This window comes from Halomonas binhaiensis, from assembly GCF_008329985.2.
In the GTDB taxonomy this organism is placed as follows: domain Bacteria; phylum Pseudomonadota; class Gammaproteobacteria; order Pseudomonadales; family Halomonadaceae; genus Halomonas; species Halomonas binhaiensis.
Window position 1 is genome coordinate 3,546,620 of the sequence record NZ_CP038437.2, and the last position, 22,647, is coordinate 3,569,266.

At 59.2% G+C, this 22,647-nt stretch carries 19 protein-coding genes; 9 read left to right on the top strand and 10 right to left on the bottom strand.

Going from position 1 to position 22,647, the window contains the following annotated elements:
• The first annotated feature begins 22 nt into the window (after positions 1–22).
• The 5 genes from E4T21_RS15515 (at position 23) to E4T21_RS15535 (ending at position 5,600) form a co-directional block, all read left to right on the top strand.
• Entirely contained in the window at positions 23–865 is an 843-nt protein-coding gene (locus E4T21_RS15515) for a carbohydrate ABC transporter permease (RefSeq protein ID WP_149287263.1), read from the top strand.
• A 28-nt stretch (positions 866–893) separates the two neighbouring features.
• Positions 894–2,549, top strand: a complete 1,656-nt coding sequence (locus E4T21_RS15520) for an alpha-glucosidase (protein WP_149285912.1) — start codon at positions 894–896, stop codon at positions 2,547–2,549.
• 106 nt (positions 2,550–2,655) lie between these two features.
• Entirely contained in the window at positions 2,656–3,762 is a 1,107-nt protein-coding gene (locus E4T21_RS15525) for an ABC transporter ATP-binding protein (protein ID WP_149285913.1), read from the top strand.
• 74 nt (positions 3,763–3,836) lie between these two features.
• Entirely contained in the window at positions 3,837–5,132 is a 1,296-nt protein-coding gene (locus tag E4T21_RS15530; protein ID WP_240349179.1) for an ABC transporter substrate-binding protein, read from the top strand.
• Positions 5,133–5,198: 66 nt separating this feature from the next.
• A complete protein-coding gene (locus tag E4T21_RS15535; protein WP_476702814.1) occupies positions 5,199–5,600 on the top strand; it encodes a DOPA 4,5-dioxygenase family protein in 402 nt (133 codons plus the stop codon).
• A 14-nt stretch (positions 5,601–5,614) separates the two neighbouring features.
• Here E4T21_RS15535 and E4T21_RS15540 read toward each other — a convergent pair whose 3' ends face one another.
• The gene (locus E4T21_RS15540; protein WP_149285914.1) at positions 5,615–6,520 is read right to left on the bottom strand and encodes a LysR family transcriptional regulator; all 906 of its coding nucleotides are present in this window, start codon (positions 6,518–6,520) and stop codon (positions 5,615–5,617) included.
• Positions 6,521–6,632: 112 nt separating this feature from the next.
• Here E4T21_RS15540 and E4T21_RS15545 point away from each other — a divergent pair, with 112 nt between their 5' ends.
• The gene (locus E4T21_RS15545; RefSeq protein WP_240349180.1) at positions 6,633–7,508 is read left to right on the top strand and encodes a pirin family protein; all 876 of its coding nucleotides are present in this window, start codon (positions 6,633–6,635) and stop codon (positions 7,506–7,508) included.
• A 48-nt stretch (positions 7,509–7,556) separates the two neighbouring features.
• The gene (gene ycaC, locus E4T21_RS15550; RefSeq protein ID WP_149285915.1) at positions 7,557–8,183 is read left to right on the top strand and encodes an isochorismate family cysteine hydrolase YcaC; all 627 of its coding nucleotides are present in this window, start codon (positions 7,557–7,559) and stop codon (positions 8,181–8,183) included.
• An 80-nt stretch (positions 8,184–8,263) separates the two neighbouring features.
• Here ycaC and adhP read toward each other — a convergent pair whose 3' ends face one another.
• Positions 8,264–9,292, bottom strand: coding sequence for an alcohol dehydrogenase AdhP (gene adhP / locus E4T21_RS15555; RefSeq protein ID WP_187775019.1), 1,029 nt, complete (start codon positions 9,290–9,292; stop codon positions 8,264–8,266).
• 143 nt (positions 9,293–9,435) lie between these two features.
• On the bottom strand, positions 9,436–10,956 hold the full coding sequence (gene exaC / locus E4T21_RS15560; protein ID WP_149285917.1) for an acetaldehyde dehydrogenase ExaC: 1,521 nt from the start codon (positions 10,954–10,956) through the stop codon (positions 9,436–9,438).
• Between the two features lie 172 nt (positions 10,957–11,128).
• Between exaC and E4T21_RS15565 the strand changes: the two genes are divergently transcribed.
• Positions 11,129–11,818: a response regulator gene (locus E4T21_RS15565; protein WP_149285918.1), complete on the top strand. Its 690-nt coding sequence runs from the start codon at positions 11,129–11,131 to the stop codon at positions 11,816–11,818.
• A gap of 5 nt (positions 11,819–11,823) precedes the next feature.
• Here E4T21_RS15565 and E4T21_RS15570 read toward each other — a convergent pair whose 3' ends face one another.
• Positions 11,824–12,750, bottom strand: coding sequence for a LysR family transcriptional regulator (locus tag E4T21_RS15570; RefSeq protein ID WP_149287267.1), 927 nt, complete (start codon positions 12,748–12,750; stop codon positions 11,824–11,826).
• 151 nt (positions 12,751–12,901) lie between these two features.
• Here E4T21_RS15570 and E4T21_RS15575 point away from each other — a divergent pair, with 151 nt between their 5' ends.
• Positions 12,902–13,213 carry a DUF2798 domain-containing protein gene (locus E4T21_RS15575; protein WP_149285919.1) on the top strand — a complete coding sequence of 104 codons (312 nt, stop codon included), beginning with the start codon at positions 12,902–12,904 and terminating at the stop codon, positions 13,211–13,213.
• Between the two features lie 84 nt (positions 13,214–13,297).
• Here E4T21_RS15575 and E4T21_RS15580 read toward each other — a convergent pair whose 3' ends face one another.
• From E4T21_RS15580 to ptsP, 6 genes are all read right to left on the bottom strand, one after another.
• Positions 13,298–14,719, bottom strand: coding sequence for an ATP-binding response regulator (locus tag E4T21_RS15580; RefSeq protein ID WP_240349181.1), 1,422 nt, complete (start codon positions 14,717–14,719; stop codon positions 13,298–13,300).
• Complete coding sequence (nosP, locus tag E4T21_RS15585) at positions 14,703–15,896, bottom strand: nitric oxide-sensing protein NosP (RefSeq protein ID WP_187775020.1); 1,194 nt, start codon at positions 15,894–15,896, stop codon at positions 14,703–14,705. The genes E4T21_RS15580 and nosP overlap by 17 nt, the downstream gene beginning before the upstream one ends.
• A 101-nt stretch (positions 15,897–15,997) precedes the next feature.
• The gene (locus E4T21_RS15590) at positions 15,998–16,564 is read right to left on the bottom strand and encodes a putative antibiotic biosynthesis monooxygenase (protein WP_149285920.1); all 567 of its coding nucleotides are present in this window, start codon (positions 16,562–16,564) and stop codon (positions 15,998–16,000) included.
• A 354-nt stretch (positions 16,565–16,918) separates the two neighbouring features.
• Positions 16,919–18,694, bottom strand: a complete 1,776-nt coding sequence (locus E4T21_RS15595; RefSeq protein WP_149285921.1) for a PTS fructose-like transporter subunit IIB — start codon at positions 18,692–18,694, stop codon at positions 16,919–16,921.
• On the bottom strand, positions 18,691–19,656 hold the full coding sequence (locus E4T21_RS15600) for a 1-phosphofructokinase family hexose kinase (RefSeq protein ID WP_149285922.1): 966 nt from the start codon (positions 19,654–19,656) through the stop codon (positions 18,691–18,693). Before E4T21_RS15600 ends, E4T21_RS15595 begins: the two co-directional genes overlap by 4 nt.
• Positions 19,653–22,520 carry a phosphoenolpyruvate--protein phosphotransferase gene (gene ptsP, locus E4T21_RS15605; RefSeq protein WP_149285923.1) on the bottom strand — a complete coding sequence of 956 codons (2,868 nt, stop codon included), beginning with the start codon at positions 22,518–22,520 and terminating at the stop codon, positions 19,653–19,655. The genes E4T21_RS15600 and ptsP overlap by 4 nt, the downstream gene beginning before the upstream one ends.
• Between the last annotated feature and the right edge of the window lie 127 nt (positions 22,521–22,647).

Sequence of the window (22,647 nt, forward strand, 5' to 3'; positions counted from 1 at the left end):
TCATGCTCTGAACGACAAGGTTCTGAATACTCGAGCCCTGTTCAAGATCGCCAAGCGCCTTGGCTTCTACGCCCTCACTGCCGTCGTGCTGGTCTACGCCATCTTTCCGTTCTACTACGCAGTGATCACCTCGCTGAAACCATCGAGCGACTTGTTCCGCATGGAACTGTGGCCATCGGCTCCTGACCTGGCCAACTACGCCACCATCTTTTCCGAAAGCAGCTTCGTGCGCGCCATCGGCAACTCGGTGCTGGTCGCTATATCAGTGGTGTTCATTGCTCTGTTGCTCGGTATCACCGCGTCCTATGCCCTGGGCCGGGTGCGCTTCCGTGGCCGTACCACCGTGATGCTGACCATCCTCGGCGTCTCGATGTTTCCCCAGGTAGCCGTGTTGTCAGGCATGTTCGAGGTCATTCGCGCGCTGGGCCTGTACAACAATCCAGGTGGCCTGATCCTCAGCTATACCGTGTTCACCCTGCCCTTCACGGTCTGGGTGCTGACCACCTTCATGCGCCAGTTGCCCATGGAGCTTGAAGAGGCGGCGATCATGGATGGCGCCACACCCTGGGTCACCATCACTCGGGTATTCCTGCCCCTGATGTGGCCTGCCATGGCGACCACCGGACTGCTGGCGTTCATCGCTGCCTGGAACGAATTCCTGTTTGCCCTGACGTTCACGCTCACCGACAGCCAGCGCACTGTCCCCGTGGCCATCGCCCTGATCTCCGGCAACAGTCAGCACGAGCTGCCCTGGGGCCCGATCATGGCCGCCTCAGTCACCGTTACCGTGCCCCTGGTCATCCTGGTGATGATCTTCCAGCGCCGCATCGTCTCCGGGCTCACTGCCGGCGCGGTAAAGGGCTGATTCATTTTTCTCTATAAGGAATGACCTCATGCAAGACAACCTGACCTGGTGGCGTGGTGGCGTGATCTACCAGATCTATCCTCGCAGCTTCATGGATGCCAACGGAGACGGCATCGGCGACCTGCGTGGCATCATCGAGCGTCTGGATTATGTCGCCAGCCTCGGTGTCGATGGCATCTGGCTGTCGCCGTTCTTCACTTCACCGATGGCCGACTTTGGTTACGACATCTCCGACTATCGTGATGTCGATCCCATGTTCGGCACACTGGAGGACTTCAAGGCGCTGCTTGAACGCGCTCATGACCTGGGCCTCAAGGTCATCATCGACCAGGTCATCAGCCATACCTCTGATCAGCACCCATGGTTCAGTGAAAGCCGCCAGAGCCGCGACAACCCACGCGCAGACTGGTATGTATGGGCCAATCCCAAGGCTGATGGCACACCTCCCAACAACTGGCTCTCCATCTTCGGTGGTTCTGCCTGGACCTTCGATGCCCGGCGTAGCCAGTACTATCTGCATAACTTTCTGGCCAGTCAGCCTGACCTTAACTTCCACCACCCGGAGGTACAGCAGGCCCAGTTGGACAACATGCGTTTCTGGCTGGACCTGGGGGTCGACGGCTTCCGCCTGGATACCGTCAACTTCTACTTTCATAGCCAGTCGCTCAAGGACAACCCTGCGGTGGAAGCCGGCGAGCAGACCATGGGAGCTCCGGCCACCAATCCTTATAGCCGCCAGCGCCATATCCACGACCTGAGCCAGCCGGAAAACCTCGTTTTCCTGCAACGCCTGCGTGCCCTGATGGACGAATATCCCGGCACCACCACCGTCGGTGAAATTGGCGACGATCATCCACTCGAGAGGATGGCGGAATACACCTCTGGCGGCGACAAGCTGCACATGGCCTACACCTTCGACCTGCTCAACGATCCGCATTCACCTGCCTATCTGCATGGCGTGATCGAACGCTTCCAGCAATTGGCGGGTGATGCTTGGCCGTGCTGGGCACTGTCCAATCATGACGTCAAGCGCTGTGCCAGCCGCTGGGGTGACGGTGAAGACCCCCGCGCCTATCCCAGGGTGGCCCTGGCCTTGCTGTTCTCACTGCGCGGTAGCGTCTGTCTGTATCAGGGGGAAGAACTTGGCCTGCCCGAGGCGGATGTGCCTTTCGACAGGATTCAGGATCCCTATGGCAAGGTCTTGTGGCCGGAATTCAAGGGCCGTGATGGATGCCGGACACCGATGCCCTGGACCTCTGCGGCAAATGCCGGCTTTTCCAGCAGCGGAAAGGACAGCAGCATCGTTCCCTGGTTGCCGGTCTCCGACGCTCAGCGCCCTCTGGCGGTCGCCTGTCAGGAGAAGGACAGCAACTCGACCCTGCACGCCGTGCGCCGTCTGCTGGCCTTCCGTCGTTCACACCCAGCCTTGATCGAAGGCGAACTGGAACTGATCGATCTGGGCGAGGACCTGCTCGGCTTCAGTCGCCGAACTGAAAACGAGCATCTGCTGTGTGTATTCAATCTTCTGGGCCGTACACAGCAGTGCCAGTTGCCGGTAGCCGGCAAGCTCCTCGATGGAAAGGAAAGCGCAGCCAGCGAAGGACACGGCTTCCTCGCCGAGCTGGCCCAGGATCAGTTGACCCTGCCGCCTTACCAGGCGGCCTATATCGCCATCGAACGATAACCCTCCATCAACCTGTAGCGATATATCGATCAACAAGAAATAAAGCGCCGGCCATCCTGAATACCCGCCTGGCCAGCGCTTTTCGCAGATCGTCAGGAGCCCTCTCATGACAAGCGTGACACTGGAAAAACTCAACAAGGTCTTCGGTAGTACTCACATCATCAAAGATGTGGATCTTTCCATCGGCGATGGAGATTTCGTGGTCTTTGTCGGACCTTCCGGCTGCGGCAAGTCGACCCTTCTACGCCTGATTGCCGGTCTGGAATCCATCACCTCCGGCGAACTCAAGATCGGCAATCGTGTGGTCAACGACCTGCCTCCCCGGGAGCGCGGAGTCGGCATGGTGTTCCAGTCCTATGCGCTTTACCCGCACATGACGGTATACGACAACATGGCCTTCGGCTTGAAGCTGGCCAAGGAGGACGCCCAGACTGTCGAACAGCGCGTCATGGAAACCGCACGCACGCTCCAGCTGGAGGAACTGCTAGAGCGCAAGCCCAAGGCTCTGTCCGGTGGCCAGCGCCAGCGTGTGGCCATGGGCCGTGCCATGGCACGTAATCCGGACATCCTGCTGTTCGATGAGCCTCTGTCCAACCTGGACGCCTCACTGCGCGTGCAGATGCGTAACGAAATCGCTCGTCTCCACCATCAACGCGGCTCCACCGTGGTGTATGTCACCCACGACCAGGTCGAAGCCATGACCCTGGCCAACAAGATCGTGGTACTGCGCGCGGGTCGAGTGGAACAGGTCGGCAGTCCCGAGGATCTCTATCAGCGCCCGGCCACGCGCTTTGTCGCCAGTTTCATTGGCTCACCAAACATGAACTTCATGCCCGCCCAGCTCTCCGCAAGCCGTGCAGAAGGCTGCCAGGTCAATGTTCCCGGTATCGGTGAGCTGGCGCTGCCGCACGATGCGCGCAATGAGAGGCAAGGCGACAACCTGACATTCGGCGTACGTCCGGAACACCTGAGCCTTACCGATCCAGCCGGCGATAACGATTTCAAGATCGTCAATATCGAGTACCTGGGCAACGAGATCTACGTCTATCTGGAACCCAAGGCGGGTGACGCCCTGCTGATCCATCGTGGCGACGCACCCAGCCGCTGGCAGATCGGACAACGCGTCGGCCTGAGCGTGGATGTTTCCCATACCCACCTGTTCGACAGCCAGGACAAGGCATTGCCAGCGCATGGTGTGCGTGCCGCCGCCTGACAGACCTTCAATCGCCACGCCAGACCTTCATCAACCACATCAGGCCATCAACAACAAAGACAAGAGAGGATTCGATGCCCCTGTTCAATATGCCATCACTACGTAAACTCCAGCGCTGCAGTCTGTTGGGCCTTGCGGTTGCAGGCGCCGCGCTTGCCGTTCCCCAGGCCTTGGCCGAAACCATCTCCGTGGCCTGCGGTTCCGCGGATGCCAACGACTATTGCCCGATCCTGGCCAAGCGCTGGGCCAAGGAGACCGGTAACCAGGTCGATATCGTCTCTACTCCGAACAACCCGACAGAGCGCATGTCCCTGTATCAGCAGTTGTTGGGGAGCGAATCTGACGAAGTCGACGTGCTGTTTGTCGATATCGTCTGGCCAGGCCTGCTGTCGGAGCACCTGGCGGATCTCTCCGAATATCTGCCCGATACGGCTAGCGATGGCTTCTTTCCCGCCCTGATCGACAACAACACCATTGATGGACGCCTGGTCGCCTTGCCGTGGTACACCGATGCCGGGTTGCTCTATTACCGCAAGGACCTGCTGGAAAAATACGCCAAGCCGGTGCCCCGAACCTGGGAGGAACTGACAGCGACCGCCAACGAGATTCAGGCCGCAGAGCGTGCCGAAGGCAACAAGGATTTCTGGGGTTATGTGTTCCAGGGCCGCGCTTATGAAGGCCTGAGCTGCAACGCCCTGGAATGGATTGCCAGCCATGGCGGCGGCACGCTGGTCGATACCGAAGGCAAGGTGACCATCGACAATCCTGATGCGGCGGCAGCTCTGGACATGGCAGCCGCATGGATCGGCACGATATCCCCCGAAGGCACACTCAACCATACCGAGGAAGAAACCCGCGGCGTGTTCCAGTCCGGCAACGCCCTTTTCCTGCGTAATTGGCCCTATGTGTGGAATCTGGCCAATGGCGACGGAAGTGCCGTCCAGGACAAGATCGGCATGGCCCCGCTTCCGCATGGCCCCGATGGCGAGTCGGCAGCGACCCTGGGTGGCTGGAACCTGGCCGTTTCACGCTACTCCAGACACCCGCAACTGGCCGCCGAACTGGTCGCCTATATCACGGCGGCTCCACAGCAACGCGAGCATGCCATCCAGGCCGGTATGAACCCGACCATCGAAGCGCTTTATCAGGATCCGGAAGTGCTCGCCAGCAATCCTTCCATGGGTGAGCTTTATGACACTCTGGTCGGCGGCATACCGCGCCCATCCTCGATCACCAAAGCCGCTTATCCGCGCGTGTCCAATGCCCTGTTCAACCGCGTTCATGAAGTGCTTTCCGGCGACATCGACGGCACCACCGCAGTGGCTCAACTACAGGGTGAACTGACCCGTATCGGGCGGCGCAACTGGTGACGCTCGACTTCATCAGGTCACTGGAAAACGATGGATTCAACGGGCATGCTGGAGTTTCGTTCCAACATGCTTCGTTCCACCACTGCAGGACAGAGTGCCATCATGCCCGCCACTTCCCCTTTTTCCCCTGACACTATCCGCTACTACCATGCCCACCTCTACTACACGGATGAGGCGGGCATGGCCAGGGCACAGGCCCTGGCAGAAAAATGCGCCGAACACTTTCCGATTCGGATCGGTCGCTTCCACCAGAAACCGGTAGGACCACATCCTCTCTGGAGCTGCCAACTGTCCTTTGCTCCAGAAACCTTTGGCGACATCATTCCCTGGCTCGCTCTGAACCGTGGCGATCTCGACATTTTCGTTCATCTCGGCACCGACGATGACCTGTTCGACCATACCCAAGGTGTGATGTGGCTAGGCAAGAGCCATGAGCTGAATCTTGCCCAGTTCACTGACAGGCAGTGACCCTTTCTGTCATCTCATTCCTCATGAATGACAGCAAATTGAGCGGCCAGATAATCCACCAATGCACGTACGGATGGCAGCATGCCACGCCGGCTTGGAAAGACAGCATGGATGATTTCCCGGCGCGGTGCCCACTCCGGCACGACCTTGACCAGGGAACCTTCCTCCAGTTGCTCTCGTACCATCAGCAAAGGCAACTGGACAACACCTATCCCCGCCAGGGCTGCGTTGCGCAACGCGATCATGTCGGTTGTCACGAAACGTGGTGAATGAGGCACTCTGGCTTGTGCATCTTCGGGCCCATACAACACCCAGGCATATGCTTGTTGCGGTGCTCCCAGCCCCAGGCTGGATAATCCGCTCAAGTCGGCAGGCGAGATAGGAAAGCCTTCCTTGCGCACCCATGCAGGACTGGCCACCAGACATTGGCCACGATCCGCCAGCACCCGCATGACCAGATCACTATCCTCGATCGGCGGTGGCCGAACACGAATCGCCACATCGATACCTTCGCTCACCACATCGACACGACGATTGGTCGCTTCCAGATGCAGCGTGATGGCGGGATACAAGGCCATGAAGTCCGCCAGCATGGCGCCGACATGCACATGCAGCATGGTGATGGGACAGGTGACACTCACGACGCCACGCGGTTCTGCCTGAATACCTTCAATGGCCTCCTGTGCAGCTTCAGCCTCCACCAGCATGGCCTTGCAGTGTGCATAGTATGTCCGGCCTATTTCCGTCACTACGAACTGGCGCGTCGTGCGCTGGATGAGCCTCACTCCCAGGCGCTCTTCCAGATGGGCAATACGGCGACTGAGCTTCGACTTCGGCATCCCCAGAACTCGCCCGGCGGGTGCGAATCCACCGTGATCCACCGCCTGGACGAAATAATAAAGATCGTTCAGATCCTGCATCACCGTTCACCAAATAGAACTATCAGTTCGATTTTCACAGTCTACATAGCTCAGCGTCCCATGTTTATGCTTTCTTCAACAACCCTGGCACCACACTTATGCGGAGATCGCCATGAGCATGAAGAAGACTCTCGGTATCTACAGCGCCCCTCGTCCTCACTGGGTGGGTGACGGCTTCCCGGTGCGCTCTCTGTTCTCGTACAACAGCCACGGCAAGCAGACCAGTCCTTTCCTGTTGCTCGACTATGCTGGCCCGGCAGACTTCTCCCCTGCGACCAAGCCTCGCGGTGTCGGCCAGCATCCCCATCGTGGTTTTGAGACCGTCACCATCGTCTACAGCGGTGAAGTGGCGCATCGAGACTCGACGGGCCAGGGCGGTGTCATCGGGCCGGGAGACGTTCAATGGATGACCGCAGGAGCTGGCATCCTGCATGAAGAGTTTCACTCTCCTGCTTTCAGCCAGTCAGGCGGCAAGCTGGAAATGGTTCAGCTGTGGGTGAACCTTCCTGCCAAGGACAAGATGAGCGCACCGGGATATCAGGCCATTCTCGAACGTGACATCCCGACAGTGGAGTTGCCCAACGATGCAGGCCAGATGCGCATCATTGCAGGTCAGTTTGGCGGGCAAGCAGGTCCAGCGCACACCTTTACGCCCATGAATGTATGGGACTTGCGTCTCAACCAAAGCAGCTTCAGCGCGCTGACGCTGCCCGATGGCTGGGCAAGCATGCTGATCGTATTGCATGGAACCGTGCAGGTGAACGGAGATGCCGTCGTCCGCGAAGCAGAAATGATCGCGCTCGATCGGGCCGGCCAGGAGATCAGTATCGAAGCCAACACGGACGCCAAAGTCCTGCTGCTGAGCGGAGAACCTATCGATGAACCCATCGTAGGGCATGGTCCCTTCGTCATGAACAGCCAACAGGAAATCGTGCAAGCAATCGACGACCTCAACAGCGGTCGGTTCGGGCAGATAGCAAGGCCGTAAGGCAAACCGGTGCCATCCAGGCACCAGACCCCCTGAAAGGAGAATGTCATGAGCAAGCCATATGTACGACTCGACAAGAACAATGCTGCCGTGCTGCTGGTGGATCACCAGGCCGGGCTGCTGTCGCTGGTGCGGGACATTGACCCGGACAAGTTCAAGAACAATGTGCTGGCTGTCGGGGATCTGGCCAAGTATTTCAACTTGCCGACCATCCTGACCACCAGTTTCGAGACCGGCCCCAATGGCCCTCTGGTTCCCGAACTGAAGGAGATGTTCCCTGATGCGCCCTATATCGCCCGTCCTGGCCAGATCAATGCCTGGGATAACGAGGACTTCGTTCAAGCCATCAAGGCCACGGGCAAGAAGCAGCTGATCATCGCTGGCGTGGTCACTGAAGTGTGTGTGGCCTTCCCCGCGCTGTCCGCGCTGGAAGAAGGATTCGAGGTATTCGTGGTCAGCGACGCCTCGGGCACCTTCAATGACATGACCCGCCACGCGGCATGGGATCGCATGTCCCAGGCCGGCGCGCAGTTGATGACCTGGTTTGGCATCGCATGTGAACTGCATCGCGATTGGCGCAACGATATCGAAGGATTGGGAGAACTCTTCTCCAACCACATTCCTGACTATCGCAATCTGATCACCAGCTATAACGTCAATTCAGCCGATCAGTGACGAATCAGAACGACAAGAGGTAGGCACTGGTGCCCCTGTCTTGGCAAATTTGCAGAGTCAGGGGCGCCAGCTTCAACGCATCAAGCATTCATGTCCAGCACGACACGCCCTTCGATCTTGCCTTCGAGCATGCGTCCAAACACCTCGTTGATATTCTCGAGACTATCGGTCGAGACGGTAGCATGCACCTTACCCTCGCCAGCAAAGTCCAGGGCTTCCTGCAGATCCTGGCGTGTGCCGACGATGGAACCCCGGATGGTGATACCATTCAGCACCGTGTCAAAGATCGGCAGCGGGAAGTCGCCTGGCGGCAATCCATTCAGAGAGATGGTGCCACCACGCCGGACCATACCTTGGGCCTGTTCGAAGGCCTTGGGAGATACGGCAGTCACGAGCACCCCATGAGCCCCACCGATATCGCGCTTGAGTGCTGCAGCAGGATCCTCATGCATGGCATTGACGGTCACACTGGCACCAAGGCGTCTGGCCAGTTCAAGCTTGGTGTCATCGATATCGACCGCGGCAACATTCAGGCCCATGGCGCGTGCATACTGGACCGCCATATGGCCCAGGCCACCGATGCCCGAGATCACCACCCATTGGCCGGGGCGTGTATCCGTCACCTTGAGTCCCTTGTACACCGTCACCCCGGCACATAGCACCGGTGCGATATCGACAAAGCCGACATTGTCGGGCAGATGTCCCACATAACCCGCATCTGCCAAGGTGTACTCGGCGAACCCTCCGTTGACGGAATAGCCGGTATTCTGCTGCGATTCACACAGCGTTTCCCAGCCGCCCAGGCAGTGCTCGCAATGCCCACAGGCACTGTACAACCAGGGCACTCCGACCCGGTCGCCTTCCTTCACATGACGAACCCCATCACCCACTGCCGCCACATGACCGACACCTTCATGTCCAGGAATGAACGGAGGATTTGGCTTGACCGGCCAGTCACCATGGGCAGCATGCAGATCCGTATGACAGACTCCGGATGCCGCAATCTTGACCACGATCTCGCCACGCCCGGGACGCGGCACAGGAGCCTCTTCAATACTCAGCGGTTGACCGAACGCACGCACTACAGCAGCTTTCATCGTACTTTCCATGAGCATTACCTCGAACCAGATAATGGTATAGACCCGCCACTCGCATGAGTGGCGGGAGTATCGAGTACTGCACTGAAAGTCAGGGGGAATGTCCGCTCGCCTGTTGGTGAAAAACCATCAGGCGAGGGCTTATCAGAGGTTCCTTAGAAGAAACCAAGCGGGTTGATGTCATAGCTGACCAGCAGGTTCTTGGTCTGCTGGTAGTGCTCGAGCATCATCTTGTGCGTTTCGCGGCCGACACCGGACTTCTTGTAGCCACCGAAGGCGGCATGCGCTGGATACTGGTGGTAGCAGTTGGTCCAGACACGACCGGCCTGAATCCCGCGACCCATGCGGAAGGCCACATTGATGTCCCGGCTCCACACCCCGGCACCGAGCCCGAACTCGGTATCATTGGCAATCGCCAGCGCCTCGGCTTCGTCCTTGAAGGTAGTCACGGCCACGACCGGGCCGAAGATTTCCTCCTGGAACACGCGCATCTTGTTGTTGCCCTTGAGCAGGGTCGGCTGAATATAGAAGCCATGGGAATAGGCGGGGTCGACACTCTCCTTGTCACCACCGGTGATGAACTCGGCCCCTTCCTGACGCGCGACCTCCATGTACGACATGATCTTGTCGAACTGCTCCTGGGATGCCTGGGCCCCCACCTGCACATCGGTATCCAGCGGATTGCCACGCTTGATCTTGGCGACCCGCTCCATCACCTTGGCCATGAAGGGCTCGTAGATGCTTTCCTGAATCAGCGCACGGGATGGGCAGGTACACACTTCCCCCTGGTTGAAGAAGGCCAGTACCAGTCCTTCTGCCGCTTTTTCGATGAACTCCGGCTCGGCGTTCATGATGTCGGCGAAATAGATGTTCGGAGACTTGCCACCCAGCTCCACCGTGGAAGGGATGATGTTCTCGGCAGCGCACTTGAGAATGTGGGCACCCACGGGGGTGGAGCCGGTGAACGCAATCTTGGCGATGCGCTTGCTGGTGGCCAGCGCCTGGCCGGCTTCAGCGCCATAGCCGTTGACGATGTTGACCACACCTGGTGGCAACAGGTCACCGATGACCTTGACCAGCTCCAATATCGAGGCGGGGGTCTGTTCTGCTGGCTTCAATACCACACAGTTGCCGGCGGCCAAGGCAGGCGCCAGCTTCCAGGTGGCCATCAATAGCGGGAAGTTCCAGGGAATGATCTGCCCTACCACACCCAGCGGCTCATGAAAGTGATAAGCCACCGTATTGGCATCGATATCCGCAGCAGTGCCTTCCTGCGCGCGGATACAGCCTGCAAAATAACGGAAATGATCCACTGCCAGGGGAATGTCGGCGGCCAAGGTCTCGCGTACCGCCTTGCCATTGTCCCAGGTTTCGGCAACGGCAAGCTTTTCTAGGTTGGCCTCGATACGATCCGCTATCTTGAGCAGGATGTTGCTGCGTTCCGTCGCGGAGGTCTTGCCCCAGGCTGGCGCCGCCTTGTGCGCCGCATCCAGCGCCAGCTCGATGTCTTCCGCCGTGGAGCGGGGTATCTGACAGAACACCTCACCATTGACCGGACTGATATTGTCGAAATACTCGCCCTTGACCGGCGGCACGAACTCTCCGCCAATGTAGTTACCGTAACGTTGTTCGAAGCTGACAACGGCACCGGAATGACCGGGGTTGGCATAAATCATGGCATGACTCCTGAGCTGATTCGTCGTCTTGGCGACGTCATTATGGTTGTGATCGAATCCATACCTATCCAGTCTTGGTCACCAGGGCGAGTTGCGACATACTGCCCAGGCAGGAGTTGGCCTCATCCTTCGGTAGGAGACGCCACCCCACCAATAACAAGGAGCAACTGTCATGTACCGGCTACTAGTGGCCGACGACCATCCGCTGTTTCGCGACGCTCTCAGCGGCGTCGTGGATTCCGCCCTGCCAGGAAGCGAGCTTTGCGAAGCCGACTGCTTCGCTGATCTGCTGATGCATCTCGGTGAGAACGATGAAGTGGACCTGGTGTTGCTCGACCTCAACCTGCCGGACGCGGCAGGTCTCGACGGTCTGGCCCGGTTGCGCCAGCACTTCCCCGAAGTTCCTGTGGCCGTCGTGTCTGCCGAAAGCGATCGCCGCATCGTGCTGGATGCCTTGGACCTTGGTGCCGTTGGCTATGTGCCCAAATCAACACCACGCTCGGCGTTGATGGCGGCACTGCGCCAGATTCTCGATGGTCAGGTCTATCTGCCTGCGGAGCTGTTGCGACGTCCTTCATCACCGGGCCAACACCCGCAGCACTCTACTGATACGCCGACCTCTGAATTCGGACGACGCCTCGAGCAGCTCACCGACAAGGAGCTTAACGTGCTGATGCTGCTGATACGCGGCGGATCCAACAAGGCCATTGCCCGACAGCTCGATATCGCGGAAACCACGGTCAAGACGCATGTGTCGGCCATTCTCAAGAAGCTTGGCGTCACCAGCCGAGTCCATGCCATCGTAGCCGCCGATGAAGCCACTCTGGCCAGGGTGTTGGCTAACCGACCAAAGAGAAGATGAGCTGACTAGTTCCTGCGCCACTCCCGCGGCAACCGTTCCGTCAGAAAGTCCATGAACGCCCTGACCTTGGGTGTGACATCCTTGCGATGGCCAACACACAGGTAAATATCCATGGGTTCGGACACCGCACGCACACGCTCATCACTGCCGGGATCGAATAGCGAGACCAGCTCCCCGCTTTCCAGATAGGGCTGGGCAATAAAAGCCGCTAGTCGGGTGATTCCCCCATCAGCCAAGGCCATGCGTGCCAGTACATCGATATCATCGCTGATCATGGCCACTCTGGTATCCGGCTCGAAGCGAATGCCATCGCGGATGAACCCCCAGCTCAGAAACTTTCCATCGAGGGGAAAGCGAAATGCCAGGCAATCGTGCTCCTTGAGCTCTTCAGGAGTATGGGGCGTGCCTGCGCGGCTCAGATATGCCGGAGACGCGCAAAACAGGAAAGGAATCGACGCAATATGGCGCGCCACCAGCCCATCTTCCAACTGAGGAGTGATGCGGATGCTGATATCCACGGTCTCACGGATATGGTTCACGCTGCGGTCCGTGGTCAGCAATTCAAGGGTAAGGTGCGGGTAGGCAGCATTGAAATCAGGTATCAAGGGAGCCAGCACGTGGCGACCGAAGGCGGAGGTAGAGGCAATTCTCAAGCGCCCACGCGGTGCGGCCTGCAGGGAGGCAATCGCGTTATGTGCCTGCTCGATGTCTCGCGCGATGTGCTTCACCCGCTCGTAATACACCGTGCCACTGTCAGTAAGTGCCATGCGCCGGGTGGTCCGGGACAGCAACCTGACATCCAGGTGGGTTTCCAGTCTGGCGATACTCTGGCTGACAGCAGCAGAACTGATACCGAGTTGCCTGGCACCTTCCGCGATACTGCCCGTCTCGACGACGCGCACAAAACACTCTATGGCACGCAAGGTATCCATATCAGCCATATACCCTTAGGTTTTACAAAGAATTTCACTACTGATTATTAAGAATAGGTTTATAGAGATATTAGTTTCAGCCGTCTACTGCAGAACATGCACCTGGGATAGGGTGGTCATCCATCAGCCATCACCCACCAGGAAGCCCACAATGGATTCACGCTCAAGCGCCGCATCTGTCAGCTCCAGCATGTCCAGGAACGTCTTCAGGCGTGTCGTGGAAAGGCGGGGGTTGCCTCATCGCCTCACCCCCGTCGTCTTTGCCTTTTACATGTCGGCCATCATGGCTTTCTTGATGTGCCTGGTCATCACCGCAGCCAACAGCGGTATCGGCCCAGGCTATATAGACAGTGCATGGAGAGCTTACAAGCTGGCCATGCCAGTGGCATTTGTCTGTGTCCTGATTGTCAGGCCGGTCGTGGTGCGTCTGGTAACGCTGACCATTGAACGAAACCAAGAATGAATGAAGCTATGAAAGAATGAAGCTACGAATGAATGAAGCCCCGACTGAACGGGGCCACAGCAACTCATGGCATGACGGCGTGTTTCAGGGGCCGTCATGCCCCGCCTCACCCAGTAGATGGATCAGCGCCTGACGCAACCGCAGTGGCTTGACCGGCTTGAGCACGCAGGGAAAACCACGCTCGCGACAGCGCCGCTTGATCTCAGCATCATGGTTGGCAGTGATCAGCATCGGCATGACCCAGGGATAACGCTGGATGAGCCGCTCCGCCAGCGACAGGCCGTCGCCATCTTCTGCATCCAGGTGGTAATCGATCAGCAGTACACCCCGCCATGCACTGCCGGCTTCCGCCGGCTGTTGTTCCCGTTGTTCTTCCAGCTGTTGTTCAAGTTCTGCGGCGCACGTGGACACGCGAACCTGGCACCCCCATCCACATAACAACGCCTGCATGCCATCGAGAATGCTGGCATCGTTATCGAGCACCCACAGGCAGGCACCTTTCAGGTATTCGCTGCCCCGTAACGGCACCACGGTGGTGACTGCCGGCTCCACGACCGGGGCTCGAGCATAGGGCAGCATCAGCGCAAACAACGTGCCATGACCAGACTGGCTTGCCAGCTGCAAGGGATGGTCGAGCAAGCGCGCAATGCGATCCACGATGGCCAGGCCAAGCCCCAGCCCGGGCGACTGCCGGGAGACTTGATCACGTCCACGACGGAATTCGAGAAAGACTTCCTCGCGACGAGACTCTGGAATGCCGGGGCCAGTATCGGCAACCACTATCTCAAGCCCCTCGGCACGACGCCGACATCCCAGCAAGACCCGGCCTGTGTCGGTGTAACGCACCGCATTGGAGACCAGGTTGCGTATCACTCGGGCCAACAGCGCCAGATCCGATTCCACCACGGCAGAGCTGGCAACATAAGAGAACGCCAGGCCCTTGGCCTGTGCCATCTGCCACGACTCTTCCGCCAAAGCATCGAGCAGCTCAGCCACGGCAAATGGGGCCACATCAGGGGTCAAAACGCCGGCGTCCAGGCGTGAAATATCCACCAGAGTCCCTAGTAACTGTTCCACATCCCGCAGGGAGCGTCCGATATTAGTGACCAGGGTTCCTGCGTTCCGCTCCAGGGGCAGCTCTTCCAGTGCACTGGTAAACAACCGCGCTGCATTCAGCGGCTGCAGCAGATCGTGGCTGACCGCTGCAAGAAAGCGGGTCTTGGAATGATTGGCCGCTTCCGCCTCGCGGCGCGCATCTTCCAGGCGTGTATTGGTCTCGGCCAACTCATCCAGAGTGCGATGCAAGGTATCTGTTCTCTCACGCACCTGCTCGGCAAGCAGTACCGCATGCTCGAAGGCACCATAGGGGGCTCGGCCGGTTCCTGCGGACTCCACCCTCTCCATCAGTGCCTGGCAGATACGCCGCAGGCGCCGATTCTCCTCGAACAGCTCCTGTTCCAGAGGGCTCTGCGGTTCGCCATCGGCGACTTTACTGAGCAAGTCCAATTGCCACTCCGGTAAAGGTCTGATTCACATGCATGCCGTGATGCTGCTCACCATAGGTGTTGAAGCCTATCACTCGGGCAGCGGCCAGACGCTGGGAACCTTCCTCGATCAACCCGAGGGACTCCAGCTCCAGGCGGCGCAGGAAGCAGTCGCAACCAATGATCAGCCCGGGACGTCCCAGGCGAGCTTCCAGCCCTGCCATGGTCTCATCCAGAGCATCAAGCTGCGAGACAGCTTGCATCGCCGTGAGCACGATGCCGGTTTCCACGGCGCAATAGAAGCTCAGGCTGCCATCGTCATTGACACTCTGTATCGAGCGCACGAACCAGGCATCGCCCAGTTTCACTGCCAGTGGATGACGTGCAAACACCCCTTCGTTCAAGGCTTCGACTGGCAACCCTACCAAGCGTGCATATTCCTCCACTGCCGGCAGGGCATTGAGTTCCACGACGCGGCGAGCCGAAGGATCTGCCTGGGTCACGACCAGCTTTTCACCCCGAGAAACCAGATGATGGGCGGAAAACACTTCAAAGGGGTGATGGGTCGTGATCAGCACGACCACGGCAGCATCACTGTGAAAGCGCTCACCGGCAAAGACATGGGTATGCGCCAGGTGGTTATCGTCACCGGCAGAACCACCAAAACTCGGGATGCCTCCCAGGGCAGCATCCAGGATTGCCAATACCTGCTCCTCGCTGGCCGAAAGCCCATCGAGCAGGGTCAAGGCAAAGGTTTCACCACCGTTACCGGAAAAGCGCCGGCGGGCTTCCTGCACCAGGCTATCAACCCGGCGTTGAGCGGCTTCCAGCGTCACACTATCGAGTTCGTCGATCAGCGTTGCAGCCACACCGAAGTGACGGCAATCAAACCCCATGGCCACGATGCAGCCCCGTTCATAGCCCGCTGGGGTAATTTCTCCTGCCGTGGTACAGCCCGCCAGCGGGGTCTCGTCAAAGGCGGCACTCAAGGCCTCACCGAGGGGTTCGAGTGGATATTCCGCACTGACGAAGAACAGTACGAACCCCAGGTCGGGATGCATCAGCGCTTGGCGCAGCTCCTGCGCGACCTGCTGTGGATCGTGACTGCGGCTGACAGCGATACGGACACCTTGTTCCAATGGCAACCGGGAATATTCCAGTGGCAACCGGGAAAGCGCCTTGTCTCGGGATTGCGCCATGCAAGGACTCCTGAAGGATCATGCTGCTCATCCTGTCAGGAGTGCGTAGGACGCTCAACGCGACCATCTGAGTAGGTGTACTACTCATTGCAGGTGCTGTGTCATCCTCTCCTGGCTCGCAGACGCAACTTGCGTCCAGACTGGGCTTGCAACCAGGGCGCCAGAAGTCGTGTCACCAGGGGGATGAAGAAAAACACCATCACTGGTGTCAGCATCAGGGTATTGGCCAGAATCCGAGGCAGCAGTGGCAGGCTGGCCAGGGCTTCACCGAACACCATCTGGAACAGCAGCGATACAGGGAAGAATGCCAGCCAGATGGCAATGGCCTGCTTCCAGCGCGGAGGTGTTCGCGGGCCCGGCGCGGAAAACCATCCATCGATGCCGCTTGCTCGCTGTTCCTGGGGCGACTCGAACAGCCCTGTTCCACGGCTCAACCATGCCCGACGGGATGCTGAGTGTTCCCAACGGGCCAGGGTCCGGTCATCCTGGAAGCGAAAGATGATCTGATATTGGTCGTCGCCAGGCGGCGGCGCCAGAATGCCGGAGCCCAGGTAGCCGGGAAAATCGGCAGCAAGCTCCCTGCCCTCGTCCAGCCAGTGCATGAAATCCTGGTAGCGCCCAAGAGCTACGCGGCGAGCCACCATCAAGGTAACGGGTTGTGTCGACATAGGGATCTCCTCGTCGCATCCAGGCCCGGCATCACTTCCGGATAGGAAATGCTGCCAAGGCATGTTCGGAGCAAGATGGCTGACAGTTGCCTGCCAACCGCCTCGGTGGGCCAGGTATAGCCCGGTGCATTTACTGCACTGCAATATGCGCGCCATTATGCCACGCAATAACAATATTCAAATATTTTTCTGACAGATAAGACAAATACAGATAAATCATCGGCATATCTGCGTTTTTTACACATAAAAAAGGCCTGACAATTCTGTCAGGCCATAAGGGTCATCTTCTTTCTGGAGCATCCATGCATGCCCATGCCTCTTTCATGGGCATGCTGATGTACAAGGGCTCATGCCTCAGCTGTTGACGGTTATTGCCATGGGAGCGGCTTCGCTACGCTTGAGCGCGGCATAACCCAGCCCGGTCACGACGGCCCCCGCAACGATAGCCAGCAGGTACCACATCACTGGCGTGATGGCGTTGGGAATCAGCAGCACGAATATGCCGCCATGCGGTGCCATCAGTTGAGCTCCGAACAGCATGGACAAGGCACCTGTCAGGGCGCCACCCAGCATGCTGGCAGGAATTACCCGCAGCGGATCCTTGGCCGCAAAGGGGATAGCCCCCTCCGTAATGAAGCAAAGACCAAGGACGAAGGAGGCCTTGCCCGCTTCGCGCTCGGCAACCGCGAACTTGTTACGTGCCACAAAGGTGGCGATGCCCATGCCAATCGCCGGCACCATGCCCGCCGCCATGATCGCGGCCATGGGAGCATAGGTTTCCGAGGCCAGCAGCCCCACACCAAAGGTATAGGCTGCCTTGTTGACCGGGCCACCAAGGTCGAAGCACATCATGGCACCGAGCAATGCCCCCAGCAGCACGGCATTGGTGGAGCCCATGCTCTTGAGGAAGGCGGTCAGCGCACTCAGGATACCTGCCACCGGCGTACCGACGATGTAGATCATCACCAGCCCCGTCACCAGGCTGGCCAGTAGTGGAATGATCAGAATCGGCTTGAGCGACTCCACACTGGGCGGCAATTTGACGTAGCGTATGATGGCCTTGGCGGTGTAACCGGCGAGAAAGCCGGCCAGAATGCCACCGATGAAACCAGCACCCAGGTCCGCTGCCAGCAGTCCACCGATCATGCCGGGTGCAATGCCGGGGCGGTCGGCAATGGAATAGGCGATATAACCGGCCAGTACCGGCACCATCAACTTGAAGGCAGTGCCTCCGCCGATCTGCATCAAGGCGGCAGCCAATGTGCCTTCTTCCTCGAAAGCTTCGATGCCGAAGACAAACGACAGGGCGATCAGCAGACCTCCAGCCACCACCATCGGCAGCATGAAGGACACCCCGGTCAGCAAGTGCTTGTAGACCCCCTTTTCCTTGAAGCTCTTGGCGGCCTCGGACCGATCTCCGGCCTGGCCTGTAGCCCCCTCACTTTCCACCAGGGCTTCGGCAGCGGCGCTCTCTATGGTCTGGCGTGACTTCTTCAACGCATTGCCCGTGGACGTGCGGTAGATGCGCTTGCCAGCAAACCGGTCTGCATTGACTTCAATGTCGCAGGCCAGGATGACCAGATCCGCGGCCGTGATCTCTTCGTCACTCAATTGATCCTGAGCACCTACCGACCCCTGGGTTTCCACTCGAACCTTGTGCCCCAGGCTGCGCCCGGCTTCGGCCAGGGCCTCGGCTGCCATGAAGGTATGCGCGACGCCAGTGGGGCAAGCTGTCACGGCGACAATGTTGAGCTTGCCATCCGTGTTTTTCGAGCCTCTGGCAACCGTTGGAGAAGCCCCCCCGGAAAAAGCATCCCCGGAAAAAGCCTCCGCCTCACGGCTGGCACGCTGGAGAAAGGTCTCAGGTTCGGGCAGTACCTCCTGGAGACTGGCTCGATACAGCCGCTTGCCAATAAAGCGGCCGGCATCAGGAAGCTGGTCTCCTACGGCAATGACCAGCTCCGCGTCCTTGATGGCATCGGCCGACAGAGGTTCAACCCTGGCCAGACTCGAATGCAGCTCCACATCAATGTGCCAGTTCAGCGCCTCGGCAGCCGGCTTGAGACGTTCCACTGCCAGGTAACTCGTGGCAGTACCATTGGGACAGGTACTGATCAGTATCACATTCATGCTAGTGCTCCCCCGGCCACGACGTCATTGAGACGACGCACCCTGGTGTCATCAAGAAGGTCGGAAAAATCACTGGCTGTCATATCGCCAACACCTACGTGGCGAACAGCTTCGGCAGATAGCGCAGTGGCCAGACGCAATCCCTCGTCAGGATTCATGCCCGACAACACGGCATGCAGCATGGCGGCAAACAGGGTGTCGCCAGCGCACACGGTGTTGGCGACAGCCACCTTGGGCGGCAAGGCCTGCCATACGCCCCGGGCACTAACCCAGGTCACACCCCTTGCGCCATCGGATACCACGGTCTCTTCGATGCCTTGGCCATATAATGAGAGCGCCGCCTGATGCAGTGCGTCCTCGTCAGCGATCGGCTGCCCAGCCCATTCAGCCAGCTCTTCTCGGTTGGGCTTGACGGCATTGGCCCCGGCACTCACTGCTGCGTTCAGCGCCGCACCACTGGTATCCACCCAAAGCGGCACGCCATAGGCCCGCAGGCGCTTCACCATGCTGCCCATCGCCGAGGGAGGAAGACCCGGAGGCAGGCTGCCGCCAATCATCAGAGCATCAGGACGTTCGTAGGCCAGGCGGGCTTCGATATGCTCGATCAGACGCCGCCAGCTATGTTCATCCACTTCCAGCCCCGGTGCATTGATATCGGTGACGTTGCCATTCGCTTCGCTTAGCTTGGTATTGATCCGAGTGGCCCCCGGAATGCGCAGGAAGTAGTCCTCTGCGCCCATGTCCGAGAATGCCCTGACAAAAGCCGCATCATTGTCCGCACCAAGAAAGCCGGTGACCGTTACCTGATGTCCCAGAGATACCAGGACCCTGGCCGTGTTGACTCCCTTGCCTGCTGCCTGAAGCTCGATGGATTGAGCCCGGTTGAGTTCAGCGAGACGAAGACTGTCCAGAGATATCGAAAGATCCAGGGCAGGATTGGGAGAAATGGTCATCACCCTCATGAGAGGCTCTCCAGCATGTCACGCACCGCTTCTGCCGTGGGCTGTTCCAGTGCCTGGCGAGCCTGTTCACGGGCCTGTTGCATGTCGAAACCACGCATGCGCTCCTTGACCATGGGGACCTGACGAGCACTGACAGAGAGTTCATCGACGCCAAGCCCCAGCAACACTGGAAGTGCCAGACGATCGCTGGCCAGTTCGCCGCATACCCCTACCCACTTGCCATGAGCATGAGCAGCATTGACGGTCAGCTCGATCAGGCGCAGTACCGCAGGATGCAGGCCATCGGACTGGGCAGACAGTTCAGGATGGCCACGGTCGATGGCCAGGGTGTATTGGGTCAGGTCGTTGGTGCCGATGGAAAAGAAGTCCACGTCCGGGGCCAAGGTTCCGGCCAGGAGAGCACTGGAAGGAATCTCGATCATCACCCCCAGTTGCAGGGTGTCGCCGTCGAGCACTTTGCCTTGCTCTTCGGCCACTTCGTCGAAAATGGCCTTGGCAGCCCGGAATTCAGCCACATCCTTGACCATGGGCAGCATGATGCGCAGTGGCCTGCCATTGGCAGCACGGATCAGAGCGGTGAACTGGTCACGCAGTACCTGAGGACGAGTCAGGGCCAGGCGAATGCCACGCAGGCCAAGGAAAGGGTTGTCCTCCTGAGGCAGGGGCCAGTAGGCCAGCGGCTTGTCACCGCCGACATCAAGGGTACGGGCCACCAACGGACGCCCATCGAGGGCATCCAGGGCGACACGGTATTCCTGCTCCTGGGTTTCCACATCCGGCATGTCGGCATGAGACATGAACAGGAATTCCGTGCGCAGCAGGCCGACCCCTTCCGCCCCGCGAGAGACGGCATCCCCGGCATGCGCAGTGTTACCGAGGTTGGCGGCCACCTCGACCCTGACACCATCACGGGTCTGAGCTGGCTCGAAGCGGGCATCCCATGCCTTGGCCGCCAGTTGCTCACGCTCTTCCATACGCTTGAGAAAGCGCTCACGACGCTGTGCCGATGGCGCGATCACGATCTGCCCACCTTCACCATCGAGCAGCAGCTCATTACCATCTTCCAGGGCCAGAATACCGGCACCCGCCCCTACGACAGCCGGAATTCCCAGAGCTCGGGCGAGAATCGCACTGTGCGCGGTGGCACCGCCCCGAGCAGTGAGAATTCCCCGTACACGCTGAGTATCCAGGCGCGCCACATCGGAAGGACCAATATCATCGGTCACCAGAATATATGGGCTATCCGGTGGTTGCGGCAGCTCTACGGCACATAGCACCCCAAGTACGCGGCGGCCCACATCTCGCAGGTCTGCTGCACGTTCCGCCAGCAGTCTGTCGGCCAGTTGCTCCTGGGCCCTGGCTGCCGTGTCGATAGCCTGCCACCAGGCAGCCTCTGCCGACTGCCCTTCATTGATGCCTTCTTCCGCCGCCTGGATCAACTCAGGATCTGACAGCATCTCCTGGTGCATCGACAGGATGTTTGCCACTTCTCCGCCAGCGGTACCTGCAACGAGGGCCTGCAACTGGGCAACCCCTTCTTCCATAGCAGAGTGCAGACGCCTGCGCTGTTCTGCTGCATCACTGGCCGTTTCAGGATAGAAAAAGTCAGGCGTACGCAGCACGAACAGCGGCGCAACGGCCAGGCCTGGAGAAGCCGCCACGGCCATGATGGGGGTATCGGCCTCAGGTGCTCTGGGACGCTCGGCCTGGGGTGTGGCCGGTTGCCTTCTGGGGGCGCGGCCTTCCTCGAATGGAACGACCTGCTCGCCCAGGCCGTCGGTGACTGCGGCAATCAGAGCATCCAGCGCCGCATCAGCCCCTTCTCCCCGGGCAGAAAACACCAGTTCCTGACCACGGCGGGCACCAAGGCTAATGACCTTGGTGAGAGAGGATGCCGAGACCGGTTGGCCATTGCCTTCCGTCAGACGTACCTGTATCGGCACCCCTGTGTCCCGGGCCTTCTGCACCAGGACCTTGGCCGGACGCGCATGCAGGCCATGGGCGTTGAGAACCCTTGCCCGGCGGCTGGTCGTGCCACTGGTTTCTCCGGCCAGGCAGGCTAATACCTGCTCGGCATCCCATTCCCGGGGAGACGAGTCAGCATCCAGCAGCGACAGCACTGAAGTCAGCAATGAACGGCTGGCCTCTCCCTGTGCCGCAAAGCACAGCGCCATCTCCACCGGCGTCTCGCCTTCATGGATGGGCGCAGAAGGCGTCACCACGGCAAGTCCAGGAGCCTGGACACCATGCTCGACAGCATAGAGCCACAGCCCCTTTCCCAGAGACGTCGGCCTCTGTTCGAGCAGTGCAGATACAAAGGAAGTATCCACCAGGCCAAGGCGGCGAAGTCGCTGCGCGCCTGCCAGCCCCAGGTCGAGCAAGTCCTTGGCATCGTGACGCAGACACAGGGTGTCACGATCCAGGCGAGCCTGAACCACAGGCCTGGACAGCAGTTCGGCAACGGCTTCGGCGCTCTCGGCACTGGCCAGGCGTTCGGCGATGCCTTCCTGATCGAGCACATGAGTGAGACTACGCAGGATATCCAGATGCTCATCACTCTGGGCGGCAATGGTCACCAGAACATGCACTCGGTTACCGTCATGCCACTCAACCCCCTTGGGGAACTGAAGCACCCGGACACCGGTCTTGAGAACAGCATCACGACTTTCGGGAGTGCCGTGGGGGATGGCGATGCCATTGCCTAGCCAGGTAGAGGACTGTGCCTCACGGTCACTCAGGCCATGGCGATAGCCTTGATCGACCAGGCCGGCAGCGCAAAGGGTATCGAAAGCCGCATCCAGCGCGTGCTGCCATGTCTCGGCCTGACAACCGAGCACAATATCGTTGGAGCTGAGCGTCAACATAAGAGATTCTCCGACGGACCTTGCTGTGCGAGATGACATTCCTCACCCAGTGGCCTCTTGAGTATCAAGGTATTTGGTAAGATGCTGAATCGTGTCACTTACTATAATTCAAATGCTGATACGATTC